Annotated in this window: 11 protein-coding genes; 6 read left to right on the forward strand and 5 right to left on the reverse strand. The window is 67.9% G+C overall.

The features are described from left to right. The first annotated feature begins 4 nt into the window (after positions 1 to 4). Positions 5 to 907, forward strand: a complete 903-nt coding sequence (locus tag DV704_RS06460) for a quinate 5-dehydrogenase (protein WP_114798763.1) — start codon at positions 5 to 7, stop codon at positions 905 to 907. On the opposite strand, the gene DV704_RS06465 is transcribed toward DV704_RS06460, so the two are convergent. After that, a complete protein-coding gene (locus DV704_RS06465) occupies positions 885 to 4,475 on the reverse strand; it encodes an alpha-amylase family glycosyl hydrolase (protein WP_114798764.1) in 3,591 nt (1,196 codons plus the stop codon). The genes DV704_RS06460 and DV704_RS06465 overlap by 23 nt on opposite strands. Positions 4,476 to 4,548: 73 nt before the next feature. On the opposite strand from DV704_RS06465, the gene DV704_RS06470 reads away from it, so the two are divergent. Continuing rightward, positions 4,549 to 4,986, forward strand: coding sequence for a type II toxin-antitoxin system RatA family toxin (locus DV704_RS06470; protein ID WP_114798765.1), 438 nt, complete (start codon positions 4,549 to 4,551; stop codon positions 4,984 to 4,986). A 90-nt stretch (positions 4,987 to 5,076) separates the two neighbouring features. Continuing rightward, positions 5,077 to 6,540, forward strand: a complete 1,464-nt coding sequence (gene cysS, locus DV704_RS06475; protein WP_114798766.1) for a cysteine--tRNA ligase — start codon at positions 5,077 to 5,079, stop codon at positions 6,538 to 6,540. Positions 6,541 to 6,578: 38 nt separating this feature from the next. Here cysS and DV704_RS06480 read toward each other — a convergent pair whose 3' ends face one another. Both DV704_RS06480 and DV704_RS06485 read right to left on the reverse strand, forming a co-directional pair. Then, positions 6,579 to 7,256 carry a zinc metallopeptidase gene (locus tag DV704_RS06480; RefSeq protein WP_199489949.1) on the reverse strand — a complete coding sequence of 226 codons (678 nt, stop codon included), beginning with the start codon at positions 7,254 to 7,256 and terminating at the stop codon, positions 6,579 to 6,581. 144 nt (positions 7,257 to 7,400) lie between these two features. Then, positions 7,401 to 7,673: a stage V sporulation protein S gene (locus DV704_RS06485; protein WP_114798768.1), complete on the reverse strand. Its 273-nt coding sequence runs from the start codon at positions 7,671 to 7,673 to the stop codon at positions 7,401 to 7,403. 241 nt (positions 7,674 to 7,914) lie between these two features. Here DV704_RS06485 and DV704_RS06490 point away from each other — a divergent pair, with 241 nt between their 5' ends. The 3 genes from DV704_RS06490 to DV704_RS06500 are packed head-to-tail and all read left to right on the forward strand — an operon-like array spanning position 7,915 to position 13,775. Continuing rightward, positions 7,915 to 12,411 (forward strand): glutamate synthase-related protein, encoded by a 4,497-nt coding sequence (locus tag DV704_RS06490; protein ID WP_114798769.1) that lies wholly within the window; start codon positions 7,915 to 7,917, stop codon positions 12,409 to 12,411. A 17-nt stretch (positions 12,412 to 12,428) separates the two neighbouring features. Next, the gene (locus tag DV704_RS06495; protein WP_114798770.1) at positions 12,429 to 12,977 is read left to right on the forward strand and encodes a protoglobin domain-containing protein; all 549 of its coding nucleotides are present in this window, start codon (positions 12,429 to 12,431) and stop codon (positions 12,975 to 12,977) included. A 15-nt stretch (positions 12,978 to 12,992) separates the two neighbouring features. Then, on the forward strand, positions 12,993 to 13,775 hold the full coding sequence (locus DV704_RS06500) for an HAD family hydrolase (RefSeq protein ID WP_114798771.1): 783 nt from the start codon (positions 12,993 to 12,995) through the stop codon (positions 13,773 to 13,775). On the opposite strand, the gene ruvA is transcribed toward DV704_RS06500, so the two are convergent. Continuing rightward, the gene (gene ruvA, locus DV704_RS06505; RefSeq protein WP_114798772.1) at positions 13,758 to 14,339 is read right to left on the reverse strand and encodes a Holliday junction branch migration protein RuvA; all 582 of its coding nucleotides are present in this window, start codon (positions 14,337 to 14,339) and stop codon (positions 13,758 to 13,760) included. The two genes, DV704_RS06500 and ruvA, sit on opposite strands and share 18 nt — an antisense overlap. Before the next feature lie 3 nt (positions 14,340 to 14,342). After that, positions 14,343 to 15,107, reverse strand: coding sequence for an enoyl-CoA hydratase-related protein (locus tag DV704_RS06510; protein WP_369911034.1), 765 nt, complete (start codon positions 15,105 to 15,107; stop codon positions 14,343 to 14,345).

The following is a 15,107-nucleotide window of genomic DNA, read 5'->3' on the forward strand; positions in this document are numbered from 1 at the left end:
TAGCATGCCCAAACACATCGTCAGCATCTCCATCGGCTCCTCCAAGCGCAACGCCCGGACCGAGCTGAAACTTTTGGGGGAGAGCTTCGTGCTCGAGCGCATCGGCACCGACGGGAGCTGGGAGAAGGCCCTGGAGCTAATCCGCGAGCTGGACGGGAAGGTAGACGCCTTCGGGCTCGGGGGGGCCGACCTTTATGTTTACGCCGGGGGGCGGCGTTACACCTTCCGCGAGGCCGCCCGCCTGGCCCGGGCCGCCCGCAAGACCCCCCTGGTGGACGGCTCGGGCCTCAAGCACACCCTTGAGCGGCAGGCCGTGCGGCTTCTGGGGCCGCAGATAGGCTGGAAAGACCAGCGGGTCCTTGTCCCCAGCGCGGTGGACCGCTTCGGCCTGGCCGAGGCCCTGGACGAGGCGGGGGCCCAGGTGCTCTACGGCGACCTCATCTTCGGCCTGGGGCTGCCCATCCCCATCTACCGCCTTTCCCTGCTGCAAAAGCTGGCCTATTTGCTTCTGCCCCTCATCACCCAGCTTCCCTTCCAGTGGCTTTACCCCACCGGGGCTAAACAGGAAGCACAGGTCCTGGACTGGCGGCAGCGGTACTACGCCTGGGCCGATGTGGTGGCCGGGGACTGGCACTTCATCCGCCGCTACATGCCCCCGCGGATGGAGGGAAAAACCGTCCTCACCAACACCACCACCCCCGAGGACCTGGCGTTTTTACGGGCGCGGGGGGTGGCCCGGCTCATCACCACCACCCCCCGCCTGGAGGGCCGCAGCTTCGGCACCAACGTGATGGAGGCCCTCATCGTGGCCCTGGCAGGCCGGCATCCCCTGGACGAGGCCGACTACCTGGCCTATATCCAGAGGCTGGGGCTAAAGCCGGAGATCACCGAGCTTTCTTCCGTCTAGGCCTGACCTGCTGCAAATAGGCCTCCAGCCCCGCCAGGTCGCCCTGGGCCAGGTAGGCTGCCTGCCGAGGCCAGGTGGGGAGGCTTGGGGCCGGGCGCAGACCAGCCCTGGCCAGCGCCGCGCGCAGCTCGGCCTCGCTGGCCTGGGCCAGCCCGGCATAGGTGGTGAGGCCCGCCTGCTTCAGGGCGCGGGCCATCCGGGGCCCGATGCCCCAGACGCGGGTGAGGTCGTCCGGCCTTTTGCGTGGCCGGGGGGTCTGGGCCAGGTAGGCCTCGAGCCGGTACCCCGCCGCCTCGGCCGCCCGGTTCTGCCGGGCCTCGAGGGAGCGCCAGGCCCGCTTCACAGCCCCCTTGCGCGCCCCCGAGGCCCCCTCGGCGTGGGCCCAGGCCAGCGCCACGCCCCGCAGGCCGGCCCAAAGACCGGCGTGGGCCTCGCGGTTGAAGTAGAGGCTGCCGGCAAACTCGTGCACCTGCAGATACCCCCGCCAGCGCGCGTCCTGCAACCAGCGCTCAAGAGCCTCGGGCAGGGACTTGGGGTCGGGCGGCCCGGCAAAGCCGACCAGCACCCCCACAAGCCCCGCCGCCCGGCGGGCCGCCCCCGCCTCCAGGCCCGCCGCGCAGCAGGCCTGCTCGAAAACCCCTTGGAGCCGCCAGTCCTCCAGGTGGGCCCCAAGCCCCTGCAAAAGGGCCCAGCCCACCAGGGCCGCCCGCACCTCGGGGGCCTCAGCCCTGCCGGCCCAGAGGGCTCCCTCCAGCCGCCTCAGCACCTCCTCTGGTCTGGGCGCTTCCAGCGCAGAAAGCCGCCCCGCCCCCGCGTAAAGCGCCCCCAGCCCAGCCCCAATCTCCGCCCGCAAAGCCTCGTCCAACTCCCCCTCTAGCAGGCGGCACAGCCGGAAGGGCGCCAGCAGACGGCCAAGGGGCTCGTGCACCGGCAAAAGCCAAAGCGAAATCCAGGCCTCGGCCAGACTCGGCACCCCCTGCCCCTGGAGGTGCTGGTAGAGCTGGGCATAGCTGCCGTCGGCGTCGTAGACCTCCTGCCAGTCCAGAAAGACCCGGCGCTGGTAGGGGCCGAGCTCGAGGTAAAGCCCCTCCTCGAAAAAGGCCCGGCTGGGGTAGAGATGCTCGAGGCCCGTCACCTGGTCGCGGAAGCGGCAGTAGTACCCGGCCTCTGGGGAAAGCCCCAGCCCCTCTCCCAGGCTCACCTGCCGCAAGGTGCGCCCCGTGGCGCCCCCAAAGAGCCGGGGCACCGAGGTGCGCAGCCGGACCCGCACGGTGGCGTTTTTGTTATGGTAGACCACCAAGGCCCGCTCGGAACCGGCCCGGTTGGAGAAGGCGAAGACGTCCTCGCAGACCCCTTCCTCGCTCCAGGCATCGTATAGAACGAAGTTTTCCACCTCGGCAAAAAGGTGGCGCTTCTTGAGCAGGGGAAAGATCTGCTGCTGGTGGTAGGCCACAAAGCCCTCGTCGGGCACTTCGTCCAGGTAGGCCCGGCCGTATTCCATGCCGTAGCGCTCGGCCAGGCCCTCCACCTGGCCGTGGGCCAGCATGGGCAGGCCCGGCAGGGTGGCGCAGAGGGTCATCACCCCGAAGTACTTGTCCCCCTTGCCAAACTGCTCCACCGCGGTCTTCTCGTCGGGGTTGCTGAGGAAGTTGACGAAGCGCTTGAGGATTTCCGGCTCGAACTCGAGGGTGTTCTTGAGCACCTGGCGATAGCGCGCGTTCTCCTCATCGCGCAGCATATGCATGAAGGCCGAGTTATAAACCCGGTGCATCCCTAGGCTGCGCACGAAGTAGCCCTCCATCATCCAGAAGGCCTCGGCCAGAAGGAGGGTCTCGGGGGCTTCCTGGGCCACCCGGTCCACCACCTCGCGCCAGAACTCCTGCGGCATGGCCTGGTCAAAGGCCTCCTGGGGCATGGCGTGCTCGGCCCGGCTGGGGATGGAAGGCCCCCAGGGCGAGCCCCCCGGAGGGGGAAACCAGAGCCGCTGGTAGTGGCGCTTGGTCAGGGTCATGGCGGCGTCGAAGCGGATGATGGGGAAGCGGCGGGCCACCTCGAGGATGGTCCCTATGACCGCCTCGCGCACCTCGGGCAGGAGGTAGTTGAGCTGGGCGGTGTCGTTCCAGGGCGTGGCCGTGCCGTCGTTGCCGTGGTAGATGTAGCGCACCTCGCCGCTGGCGCGGTCCACCCGCTTAAAGACCACCGCCGCGTCGGTGCGGTCGTAGTAGTGGTCCTCCAGGTAAAGGCCCACCCTTGGGTCGGCCGAGAGGTCGGGCCCGGCAAAGGTGTAGCTGGGGTAGGGGGGGTAGGGCAGGCCGATGAACCACTCCGGGTGCTCCACCACCCAGCGCCCGTCCATGGCGGTGTGGTTGGGCACCATGTCGGCGGCCAGGCGCAGGCCGTGCTTCCAGGCCTTCCGCTGCAGGACCGCCAGGGCCTCCTCGCCCCCCAGCTCCTCGGCAATCCTGTAGTCGTAGATGGCGTAGGCCGAGGCCAGGGCCTCGGGGTTGCCCATCCGCCGCTTGATCTCGCGCGAGGCCCGGCTCCGCTCCCACAGGCCGATCAGCCACAGCGCGTTCACCCCCCAGCCGGCCAGCCTTTCCAGCTCCTCTTCGGGAATGGCGTCCAGGGTGCGGATGGGGCGGCGGTACTTCTTAGATAGCTGGTCGAGCCAGACATAGGTGTTCTTGGCCAGGAGCACCACCCGGGGCATCCAGTCCTGGTCAGGGCTGAAGGCCTCGGGCTCTACCTCAGCAGCCCTGCGGAGTTCCTGGGGGTGGAGCAGAGCGCTTTCAGCCGGAGGGCCTCCCCACCCTACCGGCAGCGCAAACGAGCGCCGGGCCTCCCGGATGACGTCCAGCGCCACCAGCACCCGGTAGTAAAGCCGCCCCAGCCGACCCCCGAAGCGCTCGAGCAAAAAGCGGAGCTGGGCCTCCAGGGAGTGGGGGTGCAGCAAGGCCGGCAGGCGCAGCAGCCTGAAAAGCGAGAGGCCCCCTTCTAGGGGCTCGGCCTCGAAAAAGCGCTCCAGGTGGGCGATGAGGGCGGAATAGGCGGTGGTGCGGGCCAGATTCTGGTCGTCGAACAGCTCCCTGAAGGGCCCAAAAGCCGGGTTCGCGTTGGCCAGGTGGAGCATCAAAAGCTCCTCCAGCAAAACCTCGCGGTGGGGCAGCCCCTCGGTCGCACCGGCCATGTAGGCCCCCAGCCCCACCTCGCCCCGGTAGACCGGCAGGGGGGGAAACTCGCTGGCAAAGGCGCACAGCGTCCGCTCCAAGGCCTCCTCCCCTACCTGCTCGGCCAGATAGGCCAAAGCCCGCCCCCACACCCCCGGGTGGGCGGCGGCGTGCTGCCGCACCAGCAGGTGCAGCATCTCGTCGATCAGGCCCATGGCGTTGAGGTCTGCCGGGCTCACCGCCTGGTGGGGCGGCCTTTGGGCGTTCATGGCCTCGGCGAAGCGCCGGGCGGCCTGGAAATCGGCCAGTATTACGTTCCCGCTCAACGAAAAAAGCGAGAGGTCGAAGCGGTAGCGATCGCGCGCCTGCCGGGAGACGTGGAACTCAAAGACACCCCTCATACACCCCCTCCGCCCACCCCAAGTCTAACAGCCCACGCGTCAGGGCAGCTTGGTCCCCTGGTAAACTGGGCCCATGCCGGAGGTTCGCGCCGAGCTTTTCATCCCCAAACCCCCTGCCGAGGTCTACCGGGCCGCCCGCGACCTGGCTGGGCTCAAGCCCTACCTGAAGGACGTGGAGACCCTGGAGGTGATCGAGGACCAAGGCACCACCTCCCGCACCCGCTTTGTGGCGGTGGCCATGGGCAAAAAGGTGCGCTGGATTGAGGAGGAGCGCTGGTTCGACGCCGAACTGCGCAACGAGTTCGAGAGCACCGAGGGGGACTTCGACCTCTACCGCGGCACCTGGAGCTTCCTGCCCGAGGGCGAGGGCACCCGGGCGGTGCTGTGGCTCGAGTACCAGCTCAACCTGCCCATCTTCGGGGGGCTGCTGCAAAAACTGGTGCACAAGCTCATGCAGGAAAACGTGGAGGGCCTCCTGGCCGGGCTCAAGGCGCGCTGCTTGGCGGCTTAGGCCCTGGCGCGCGTATACTCGTCTCATGGGCTCGAGGGCCGCCAGGGACCCGCACGGCCTCTGCATAACTATGCAGCCCGGAGCACTCCTATGCCGCTTCACCTGTACAACACCCTGACCCGCCGCAAAGAGGTCTTCGTGCCGACCACCCCGGGCCACGTGGGCATCTACGTCTGCGGCCCCACGGTCTACGCCGAGCCCCACCTGGGCCACGCCCGGGGGCCCATCGTCTACGACGTGCTAAGGCGCTGGCTGCGCCGGCTCGGCTACAAGGTGCGCTTCGTCTCCAATATCACCGACGTGGGCCACCTCACCGACGACGCCGACCAGGGCGAGGACAAAATCGCTCGCCGGGCGCGGCTCGAGCGGCTGGAGCCCATGGAGATAGCCGAGAAGTACATGTGGAGCTACTTCGACGAGATGCAGGCTCTGAACGTCCTGCGCCCGGACATCGCCCCCCGGGCCAGCGGCCACATCCCCGAGCAGATTGAGCTCACCCTGGCCCTGCTGGAGCGGGGCCACGCCTACGTGGCCAACGGCTCGGTCTACTTCCGGGTGCGCAGCTGGCCCAGCTTCGGCAAGCTCTCTAACCGCGACATCGAGGAACAGGAGGCCGGGGCCCGGGTAGAGGTGCGGGAGGAAAAGGAAGACCCGCGCGACTTCGCCCTGTGGAAGCGGGCCGAGCCTGGGCACATCATGCGCTGGAACTCGCCCTGGGGCATGGGCTTCCCGGGCTGGCACATCGAGTGCTCGGCCATGAGCCTCAAGTACCTGGGCGACGGCTTCGATATCCACGCGGGCGGCGTGGACCTGCAGTTCCCCCACCACGAGGCCGAAATCGCCCAGGCCGAGGCCGCCGGCCACGCCTTTGCCCGCTACTGGCTGCACCACTACCACGTGCTCCTGAACGGGCAGAAGATGGCCAAGAGCACCGGGCACTTCGTCACCCTGGCCGAACTCAGGGCCCGCTACGAACCCATGTACATCCGGCTCTACCTGCTCAGCAGCCACTACCGCAGCGTGCTGGACTTCACCGACGCGGGGCTGGAGGCCGCCAAGAACGGCTACCTGCGCCTTCTGAACGCCTACCGCGAGGTGCGCCGGCAACTGCCCTCGGCCCCACCCGGGCGGCATGAGGGCCTCGAAGAAGCCCTGGACAACCTGGAGCGGGAGTTCACCCAGGCCCTCAACGACGACCTCAACACCCCCCAGGCCCTCGCCGCTTTCTTCAACTTCGTGACCCAGCTCAACAAGGCCCTGCTCGAGCGCCCAGGCCGGGAGAGCCTACAGCGGGCCGAGCAGGCCTTCGCCGAACTTGGCGAGGGGGTGCTGGGGCTTTTCCCGTCCCGGGTGCTGGAAGCCCGGCTGGAAGGGGCCCTGCTGCAGGGGCTGGTCGAGCTTCTGCTGGAGGTGCGGGAGGAGGCCCGTAAGAACCGCAACTTTGCCCTGGCCGACCGGATCCGCGCTCGGCTGGGGGAGCTTGGGGTGGTGGTGGAGGACACCCGCGAGGGCCCCAAGTGGCGGGTGGAGCCCCCGCCCGCCCCCACAGCATAAAAAAGGCCCCCCCGAGGGGGGCCGGGCGGGTTCTGGAGCTACTCGCGGTTGGACATCATGATGGCGGCGTAGTGGAGCAGGGTGGCCACCGAGTTGGCCAGCGCCGCCACATAGGTCAGGGCTGCCGCGGTCAGCACCGCGCGGGCCCCGTCCATCTCGCTGCGGTCCAGCAGGTTCATCTTCTTGAGGATGTTCAGGGCCCGGTTGGAGGCGTCGAACTCAATAGGCAGGGTGATGAGCTGGAACAGAGCCGCCGCAGCAAAGAGCCAGAGGCCAATGCTCATGAGACCGGTGGCCTGCAGTAGCATTCCCGCCAGGAAGATCCAAGGGCCGAACATGCTGCCGATGTTGGCGATGGGCAGGATGCTGTGGCGCACCCGCAGCCAGGCATAGCTCTTGGCATCCTGGATGGCATGGCCCACCTCGTGGGCCGCCACCGCCAGCGCGGCCGCCGAGGGGGAGTGGAAGTTGGGCTCAGACAGACGAACCGCCTTGGCGATGGGGTCGTAGTGGTCGGTCAGGGCCCCCGGCACCATCTCCACCTTGACGTGGTGCAGGCCATAAGCGTCCAGAATGGCCCGGGCCACCTGCTCCCCGGTGGCCCCTCGGCTGTTGGCCACCCGGCTGTAGCGGGCGTAGGTGCGCTGCAACCAGAACTGGATGAACAGCGTCGCCACGAAGACCGCAATCATTAGAAAGAAAGTAATCGTCGTCATCCTTCCCTCCTATGCACTCAGGGTAGCAAACGCTAGATGAGCGCTCTGAGCCTCAGACCACGGGCCAGCGAAAAAAACAATCCCCAGCTTTTTCCGCTAGGCCCAGCTCGATTTTAGGGCATCCGGACAAAAAAGTATACCCTGCTAGGGCTGCAGCGGCTGGCTCCGCACGGTGAAGCGAAGAGCGGTGCGCTCCTCGTTTTCCAGCTCGAGCTTCACAAAAGCAGGCTTCACAATCAAGTCCAGGTTGTCGGGGGCGATGTAGCCCCGAGCGATGGCGATGGCCTTGACCGCCTGGTTTACCGCCTCGGGGCCGATGGCCTGCACCTCGACCTCGCTTTGGGAACGCAGCAGAGCGGCGATGGCACCTGCAACGGAGTTGGGACGTGACTTGCCGGATACGCGCAGCGTTTCCACAAAACCTCCTCGGCGTTACGCTTCTTTTGCATTGTAGGAGAGGGCAGCAGCCCATGTCAAGAAAATGCGCTCACAAACGGCTTTGCCCCCGCTTGACACCTGACATAACCCTGAGCGGGGTTTTCTTGCCGCCATTCCATATTGACGCTAAAACAGGAGGGGCGTATACTGCTCCAAATCTTCGCATAACCTTGCGAAGATTTCTTCCCCCCACACACCTGTTGCTTCTCGGAGGTCGCAAGTGAGATTTAGCCAAGCCTACCCTGGTATACCAACAGGACGCGACGCCTGCGGCATCATCGCCATTGCCGAAAAGAGCGCTCGCCCGAGCCACGCCAACGTGCAGCGCACTTTGGAGAGCCTCTACAAGATGGCGCACCGGGCCGGTCTCATCCGGGGGGAAGGCGACGGTACTGGCATCCAAACCGACCTCCCGCGTGAGCTATGGGCCGCCTACCTCTACGAGGCCGGCCTAGACAGCAACCTCGCCCAAAACCCCCGCTTCTTCGTGGGGCACTTTTTCATCCCCAAAAGCGAGGGGGCGCGGGTCCAGGAGCTCTTCGACCTCTTCCGGGTAGAGGGCTCCAAGCGAGGCATCAAGCTCCTCCTGGAGCGGCGGGGCGAGACCAACAGCAGCGTGCTGGGGCCGGTGGGCAGGCGCACCGAGCCCCTCTTCTACCAGGTGGCCGGTCTCTCCACCGATGGCGACGGTCCTCTTTGGGAGCTGGGCCTCCTTTTGGAGGAACGCTTCCCGGTGCACGTGGTCTCCCTCTCCACCGCCACCGTGGTCTACAAGGTGCGGGGTTCGGCGGAAATCCTGAAGCGCTACTACCCCGAGCTCTCCCGCGCCGAGTACAAATCCACCCTCACCTTGGGCCACAACCGCTACTCCACCAACACCCTCTCCACCTTCGAGCAGGTGCAGCCCTTCGGGCTGCTGGGTCACAACGGCGAGATCAACACCATCGAGCGCCTGCGGCGCGAGGGGCGGTTTTTGGGCATCCCCCTTACCGGGGGCTCCGACTCGCAGGACCTCAACCGCATCCTGGAGGGGCTGCTCTACCGCTTTGGCCTCTCGCTGCCGGAGGCCATAGATCTGGTCTTCCCTCCGGTCCTGGGCGAGATCAAGAACTACTCCCCCGCTCTGCAGGACCTCTACATGAACCTGCGCCAGCGCTTCGGGCCCTTAGCCCAGGGACCTGCTGCTTTGGTCACCCGCCACCGCGACGAGGCGGTCTTCGGTACCGATGCCATGGGGCTCAGACCGCTGTGGTTCGTGGAAACCGAAAGCGAGTACGTCTTCAGCTCCGAGCGGGGGGTTTTCACGGTGGAGGAGTTCGTGGCCGAACCGCGCCCCTTTGCCCCAGGAGAGAAGATGTACCTGCGGCTCACGCCGGAAGGGGCCCGGCTGTATCCCTTTGACCGCCATCAGCGGCAGGTGCTGGAGCGCATCCTGACCAAGACCCAGAACCTGGAGGGCTATCGGGTCCACCTGGCTGGTCCCCGCTACGCCGCCCCACCCCCCCTGGCCGGAGGGGCCGAGACCCAGGTGGAGGAAAAGCCTGCCCCCCCCTCGCTCGGGCTCGAGCGGGCCTACGGCTTCGACCGCTGGGATGGAAGCTACCTGGAGGCCCTGGCCGAGTCGGGCAACGAGCCCATCGGCTCGCTGGGCTACGACGGGCCCCTGGCAGCCCTGAACCCCGAAAAACCCAACCTCTCGGAGTTTCTCAAGGAGACCGTGGCCGTGGTGACCAACCCGGCCATCGACCGGGAGCGCGAGATAGAGCACTTCTCCACCCGTACCATCCTGGGCCGGCGGCCCATGCCGGATGGGCGGGGGGCGGGGCACGTGGAGGAGCTGGTGGTGCCCCTCCTGCTGGAGGAGACCAGCCCGGCCGTGGCCGCGATCGCCCAGGGCCAGGGCACCCTGACCTACGAGGAGGCTTTGCGCCGCTTCCGCCACGCAGTGCTTCTGTCGCAGTTCTCGGTGGAGGAGGGAATTGCCGCCGGGCTCAAGCGCTTGAAGGAAGCTGCGGTGGAGGCCGTGCGGGCCGGGGCTGAGCTTCTGGTGCTTTCGGACCGGGGCGCGTTTGAGGGAGGGGTCTGGCTCGACATCTACCTGGCCCTGGCGGCTGTTGGACAGGCGCTGGAAGAGGCCCGCGACGAAGAGGGCATCTCGCTGCGCCGTCGCACCTCCATCCTGGTCCACTCCGGAGGGGTGCGCAACCTGCACGACGTGGCGGTCTGCCTGGGCCTGGGGGCCGACGCGGTAGCCCCCTGGCTGATGCAGCAGAAGGCCCAGGCAGCCAAGGGCATCCTGGGGCTGCAAAACCTGCTCGAGGGCCTCAAAAAGGGCCTGGAGAAGGTGATATCCACCATGGGCATCCACGAGGTGCGCGGCTACGGGCGCATCTTCAGCGCCATCGGGCTCAAACCGGAGCTGGCCCAGGCCCTGGGGGTGCGCAACTTCCTGGGCTCGGACAAGGCCGGGTATGGCCTATTGGAGCTCGAGCGCACCGCCTTGGAGCGTTTGAACCTGCTCAACGCCGAAAAGGTGCCCCCAGCCAAGGACTTCCGCTTCAACTCCCGCATCTTCAAGGCTGCGCTGGAGGTGGCCACCGGCCAATCCCCCTACGCCCACTTCCAGGAGAAGGTGCGGGGGCTCGAGCAGGAATCGCCGGTGGCCGCCCGGCAGCTCCTGGGCATCCGCCTGGCCGAGAAATCCCCGGTGAGCCCGGAAGAGGTGGACCTCTCCGTGGGCGGCCACTCTCTGCCCTTCGTAATCACCGCCATGAGCTTTGGCTCCCAGGGCGAGGCCAGCTTCCGGGCCTACGTAGAGGCAGCCAAGAAGCTCAACATGGTCTGCATTAACGGCGAGGGCGGGGAAATTCCCGACATGCTGGGCAAGTACACCCACTGGCGGGGCCAGCAAGTGGCCTCGGGTCGCTTTGGAGCCCACGCCTACATGCTCAACTCGGCCAGCTTCATCGAGATCAAGATCGGGCAGGGGGCCAAGCCAGGGGAAGGGGGGCACCTACCCGGCAAGAAGGTCACCGCCAAGGTGGCCGCGGCTCGCAACGCGGTGCCCGGGGTAGACCTGATCTCCCCCTCCAACAACCACGACCTCTACTCCATCGAGGACCTGGCCCAGCTCATCGAGGAGCTCAAGACCGTCAACCCCGCGGCCAAGGTCTCGGTCAAGGTGCCGGTAATCCCCGGCATCGGCACCATCGCGGTGGGCATCGCCAAAGCCGGGGCCGACGTGATCGCCCTCTCCGGCTTCGAAGGGGGCACCGGGGCGGCCCGCTGGCATGCGCTGAAGTACGCCGGTCTTCCGGTGGAAATCGGGGTGCGCCGGGCCCACCGGGCCCTGGTGCGGGCTGGCCTGCGCGACAAGGTGGAGCTCTGGGCCGACGGAGGGCTCAAGACGGCCTACGATGTGCTGCGCATGGTGCTTCTGGGGGCCGACCGGGTGGGCATGGCCACCATGGCCATGGTGGCCATCGGCTGCACCATCTGCCGCCAGTGCCAGACCGACACCTGCCACGTGGGCATTGCCACCCAGATTGAGACGGTAGAGCAGGCCCAGGCCCACGGCCTCAAGCGCTTCGTGCCGCAGGAGCTGGAGCGGGCCACCGAGCAGCTCGTGACCTTTTTCAAGGCCAAGGGAGAGGAGCTGAGGAGGCTGGTGGCCGCTCTGGGGGCCCAGAGCCTGCGCGAGCTGGTGGGGCGGAGCGACCTCCTGGTGCAAGAGGGGCACACCGAGGACCTGGACCTGAGCTACTTCTTCGAGCCCGTGGCCGCCCCCGACTGGCTGCGCGAGCGCGCCGCCCACATCCTGCGCAAACCCCTCAACCAGCTCACCCGCTCCATCACCGAGGTGGTCACCGCAGCCTATGCCGCCGGCGAGCGCGAGCTGGTGTTCCAGGAGGGCCCCGTGGGCTCCACTGACCGTGCGCTGGGCACCCATCTGGCCGGGGAGATCGCCCGCCGCCGACTCTACGGCAAGGGCTGGGACGCCCGGGTGGAGCTCCGCTTCGACGCCGGAAGCGTGGCCGGCAACGGGATCGCCGCCTTCAACGTAGAAGGGCTGGACATCGTGGTGGAAGGGGGCGCGCAGGACGGCATCGCCAAGAACGCCTTTGGCGGACGGGTGGCCATCCTCAAAGGGCGCAACCCCTACGGCCAGTACGTGGACGGCTCGGTGGGCAAGTCCTTCGCCTACGGGGCCATCGGCGGCCTGCTGATTGTGGAGGGGCAGGCCGACAGCCGCTTCTGCATCCGGCTTTCCGGGGCCGATGTGGTGCTGGGGGGTGAGCCCGACCGCCCGGTGCAGGACGAGCTGGGCAACATCGCCGCGCGGGCCCAAGCCAAGGGCTTCGCCTTTGAGTACATGACCCGGGGGCGGGCGGTGGTGCTGGGCGACCCCGGGCCCTGGATCTGCTCGGGCATGACCGGTGGCCGGGTCTACCTGCGCTACTGGCCGGAGATGGGCCTCACCGAGGAGGCCATGCAGCGGCGGCTGGCCAAGGGGGCCCGGGTGGTCATCCAGAAGCTGGACGAGCGGGGTGTGGCCGACGTGCGCGAGCTGATGAGCGCTTACCTGGACGCCCTGCGCGCGGCCGAGCGGGAGGAGAAGGCCGAGCGGCTGCTCCGCCTCCTGGCCGACCCCGCGGCCCACTTCCGCATGGTGGTGCCGGTGAACCAGCAGGTGGCCCAGGAGGTGAGCACCGAGTAGGGGTAGAATGGGCCGGCGTGGAGGTTGAGGCCCTGCTAGAAAAGCTCCTGGCCCGCACGGGTCTGCGCGAGCCGCATGTGGCCATGCTGCGGCGGCTCGAGCCCCTCATGTCCCCCCTGGCGCCCGAGGTCGCCCTGGCCTTCTACGACTACCTGGGGCGCGACCCCGAGATGCACCAGATCCTCTGGGGCACCCCGGGCCGGGTAGAGCGGCTTTACCGCACCTTCGCCGCCTGGTACCGCGACATCTTCTCCGGAAACTACGACACCGCCTACGCCAAGCGGCGCTTTCGCATCGGCCTGGTGCATGCCCACGTGGGGGTGCGGCCCGAGCATGTGCTTCCTGCGGCAGGCATTGTGCAGGAGCTGACCCTCGAGCACCTGCGGCAGGCCCTGCGCGGCAGCGAGGTCTTTTTGGCCATCGAGTCCTTCGAGAAGATTATGGCCGTGGAGATGGCCCTGATGGAGGAGAGCTACCTCTGGGCCCTGGTGGAGGGGCTCAAGCACACCCAGGAGGTGCGGGAAGCCGCGCGGCTGGGGGCCCGCATCCTGCTGGAGGCCCCATAGGCGTATGATGGGGCGGTGGTACGGGCCATCCTCTTCGACCTGGACGAGACCCTGATCCTCGACCACCCCGTCTCGCACCACGCTCTGCGAAGCTGTGCCCTATACGCAAGCTCCTGGTACAGCCTGGACACCGACCGGCTGGTGCAGGCCGCCGAAGAGGCCGCTCTCCGGCTCTGGCAGACCTCCCCGGTCTACGCCTACACCCAGCGCATCGGCCACAGCGCGGGAGAGGGGCTCTGGGCCCGCTACACGGTGCAGACCCACCCCGCCCTCAAAACCCTCCACGACTGGGCCCCCGGCTTCCGGGTGGCGGTGTGGCAGGAGGCCCTGGCGGACCAGGGCATCCACGATGAGGCGCTGTGCGAGGCCCTGGCCTGCCGCTACCTGGGGGCACGCCGGCTATTTCCCCGCTATCCCGAGGTGGACGCACTGCTGAAGGCCCTTCGGGGCTACAGGCTGGGCTTGGTGACCAATGGGGTGCCGGATCTGCAGCGGGAGAAGCTGGAGGGCGCCCTGCTGGAGCAGTACTTCGAGGTGGTGGCGGTCTCGGGGGAGCTGGACATGGGCAAGCCCGAGCGGGGCATCTTCGAGTGGGCCTGTCAGGGGCTGGGGGTGGAGCCGGCCGAGTGCGTGATGGTGGGGGACAACCCCGAGCGGGATGTGGCCGGAGCGATACAGGCCGGGATGCGCTCGGTCTGGGTGAAGCGGGGCTTCAAGCCCCGGGACCCCCGCTACCGGGCCGACCTCGAGGTAAAAAGCCTGCTGGAGCTTTTGCCCTGGCTAGCGCAGGGCCTTTAGGGCCAGCTTGATGAGCTCCTGGGTGCTGGCCCCGGGGTTCTTCCGGGCCAGCTCCGCCACCACGCTGCGCACCTGGCCCTCCCGGAAACCCAGCGTCAAAAGGGCCAGCTCGGCCTCCTCGGCCTGGGGGGTGCGCACCAGTCCCTTGCCTTCGCCGAGCAGATGGGGCGGGATCCTTCCCTTGAGCTCCAGGGCCATCCGCTCGGCGAGCTTCCGACCCACCCCCGGGGCGGCTGTAAGGAGGCGCAGGTCGCCCTCGGCCAGGGCCCGGGCCAGCAAGGCCGGGCTCTGGGCCGAGAGCAGGCTCAACGCCACCCGGGGGCCCACCCCCGAGACCGAGAGCAAAAGCTCGAAAAGCTCCAGGCTTTGCTCGTCCGGGAAGCCGTACAGGGCCAGCTCATCCTCGCGCACCACCAGCCGGGTGTAAAAAGCCGCCTCCTGGCCCTCGGCCAACCCGGCCAGGGCGGGGGCTGGACAACCCACCTCGAGCCCCACCCCCCCCACCAGCAGCACCACGCTGCTGGGGCCTTTTTTCAGCACCGTACCCTTGAGGTAGCGCACCACAGCCTAGCGGCCCTGAAAGCGCGGGGGGCGCTTTTCGTAGAAGGCCTGGACCCCCTCCTGGTGGTCCTCGGTGCGCCCCGCCACCTCCTGGAGCAAAGCCTCGTACTCCAGCATCTCCTCCAGGGTGGCGCTGGCGCTCCGGCGCAGGGCCCGCTTGATGAGGCCATAGGTCTTGGTGGGGCCCTGGGCCAGCTCCTGGGCCAGCCGGGCCACCTCTTCTGCGAAGGACTCCGCCGGCACCACCCGGTTGACCAGGCCCAAGGCCCTGGCCTCCTCGGCCCCCAGCCGGGGCGAGAGGGCCGCCAGCTCAAAGGCCCGGGCATAGCCCACCAGCCGGGGCAGGTAGTAGTTCATACCCGCATCGGGAATCAGGCCTATCCGGCTAAAGCCGGTGGTGAAGAAGGCGTCCGAGGCGGCCACCCGCAGATCGCAGGCCAGGGCCAGCGAGAGCCCTGCCCCCGCCGCTGCCCCGTGGATGGCTGCCACCACCGGCTTCTCCAGGCTGGCGATGCCCTCCACCACCCCCTGGTAGTTGCGCAGATGGCCTTTGTAGGAGATGCGCTGCCCCTCGAACTCGCGCAGGTCCTGCCCCGAGCAGAACCCCCGGCCTGCCCCGCGCAGCACCACCACCCGCACCTCCGGGGCCGTCGCCTCCTTGGCAAAGGCTCTGGCCAGCTCCCGCAGCAGCTCGGTGGTGAGGGCGTTGATGGCCTCGGGCCGGTTCAGGGTAAGGGTCAGAATGCCGTCCTGCAGCTCGCGCAAAAGCAC

The sequence above is a fragment of the Meiothermus sp. QL-1 genome, from assembly GCF_003351145.1.
GTDB lineage: Bacteria > Deinococcota > Deinococci > Deinococcales > Thermaceae > Meiothermus.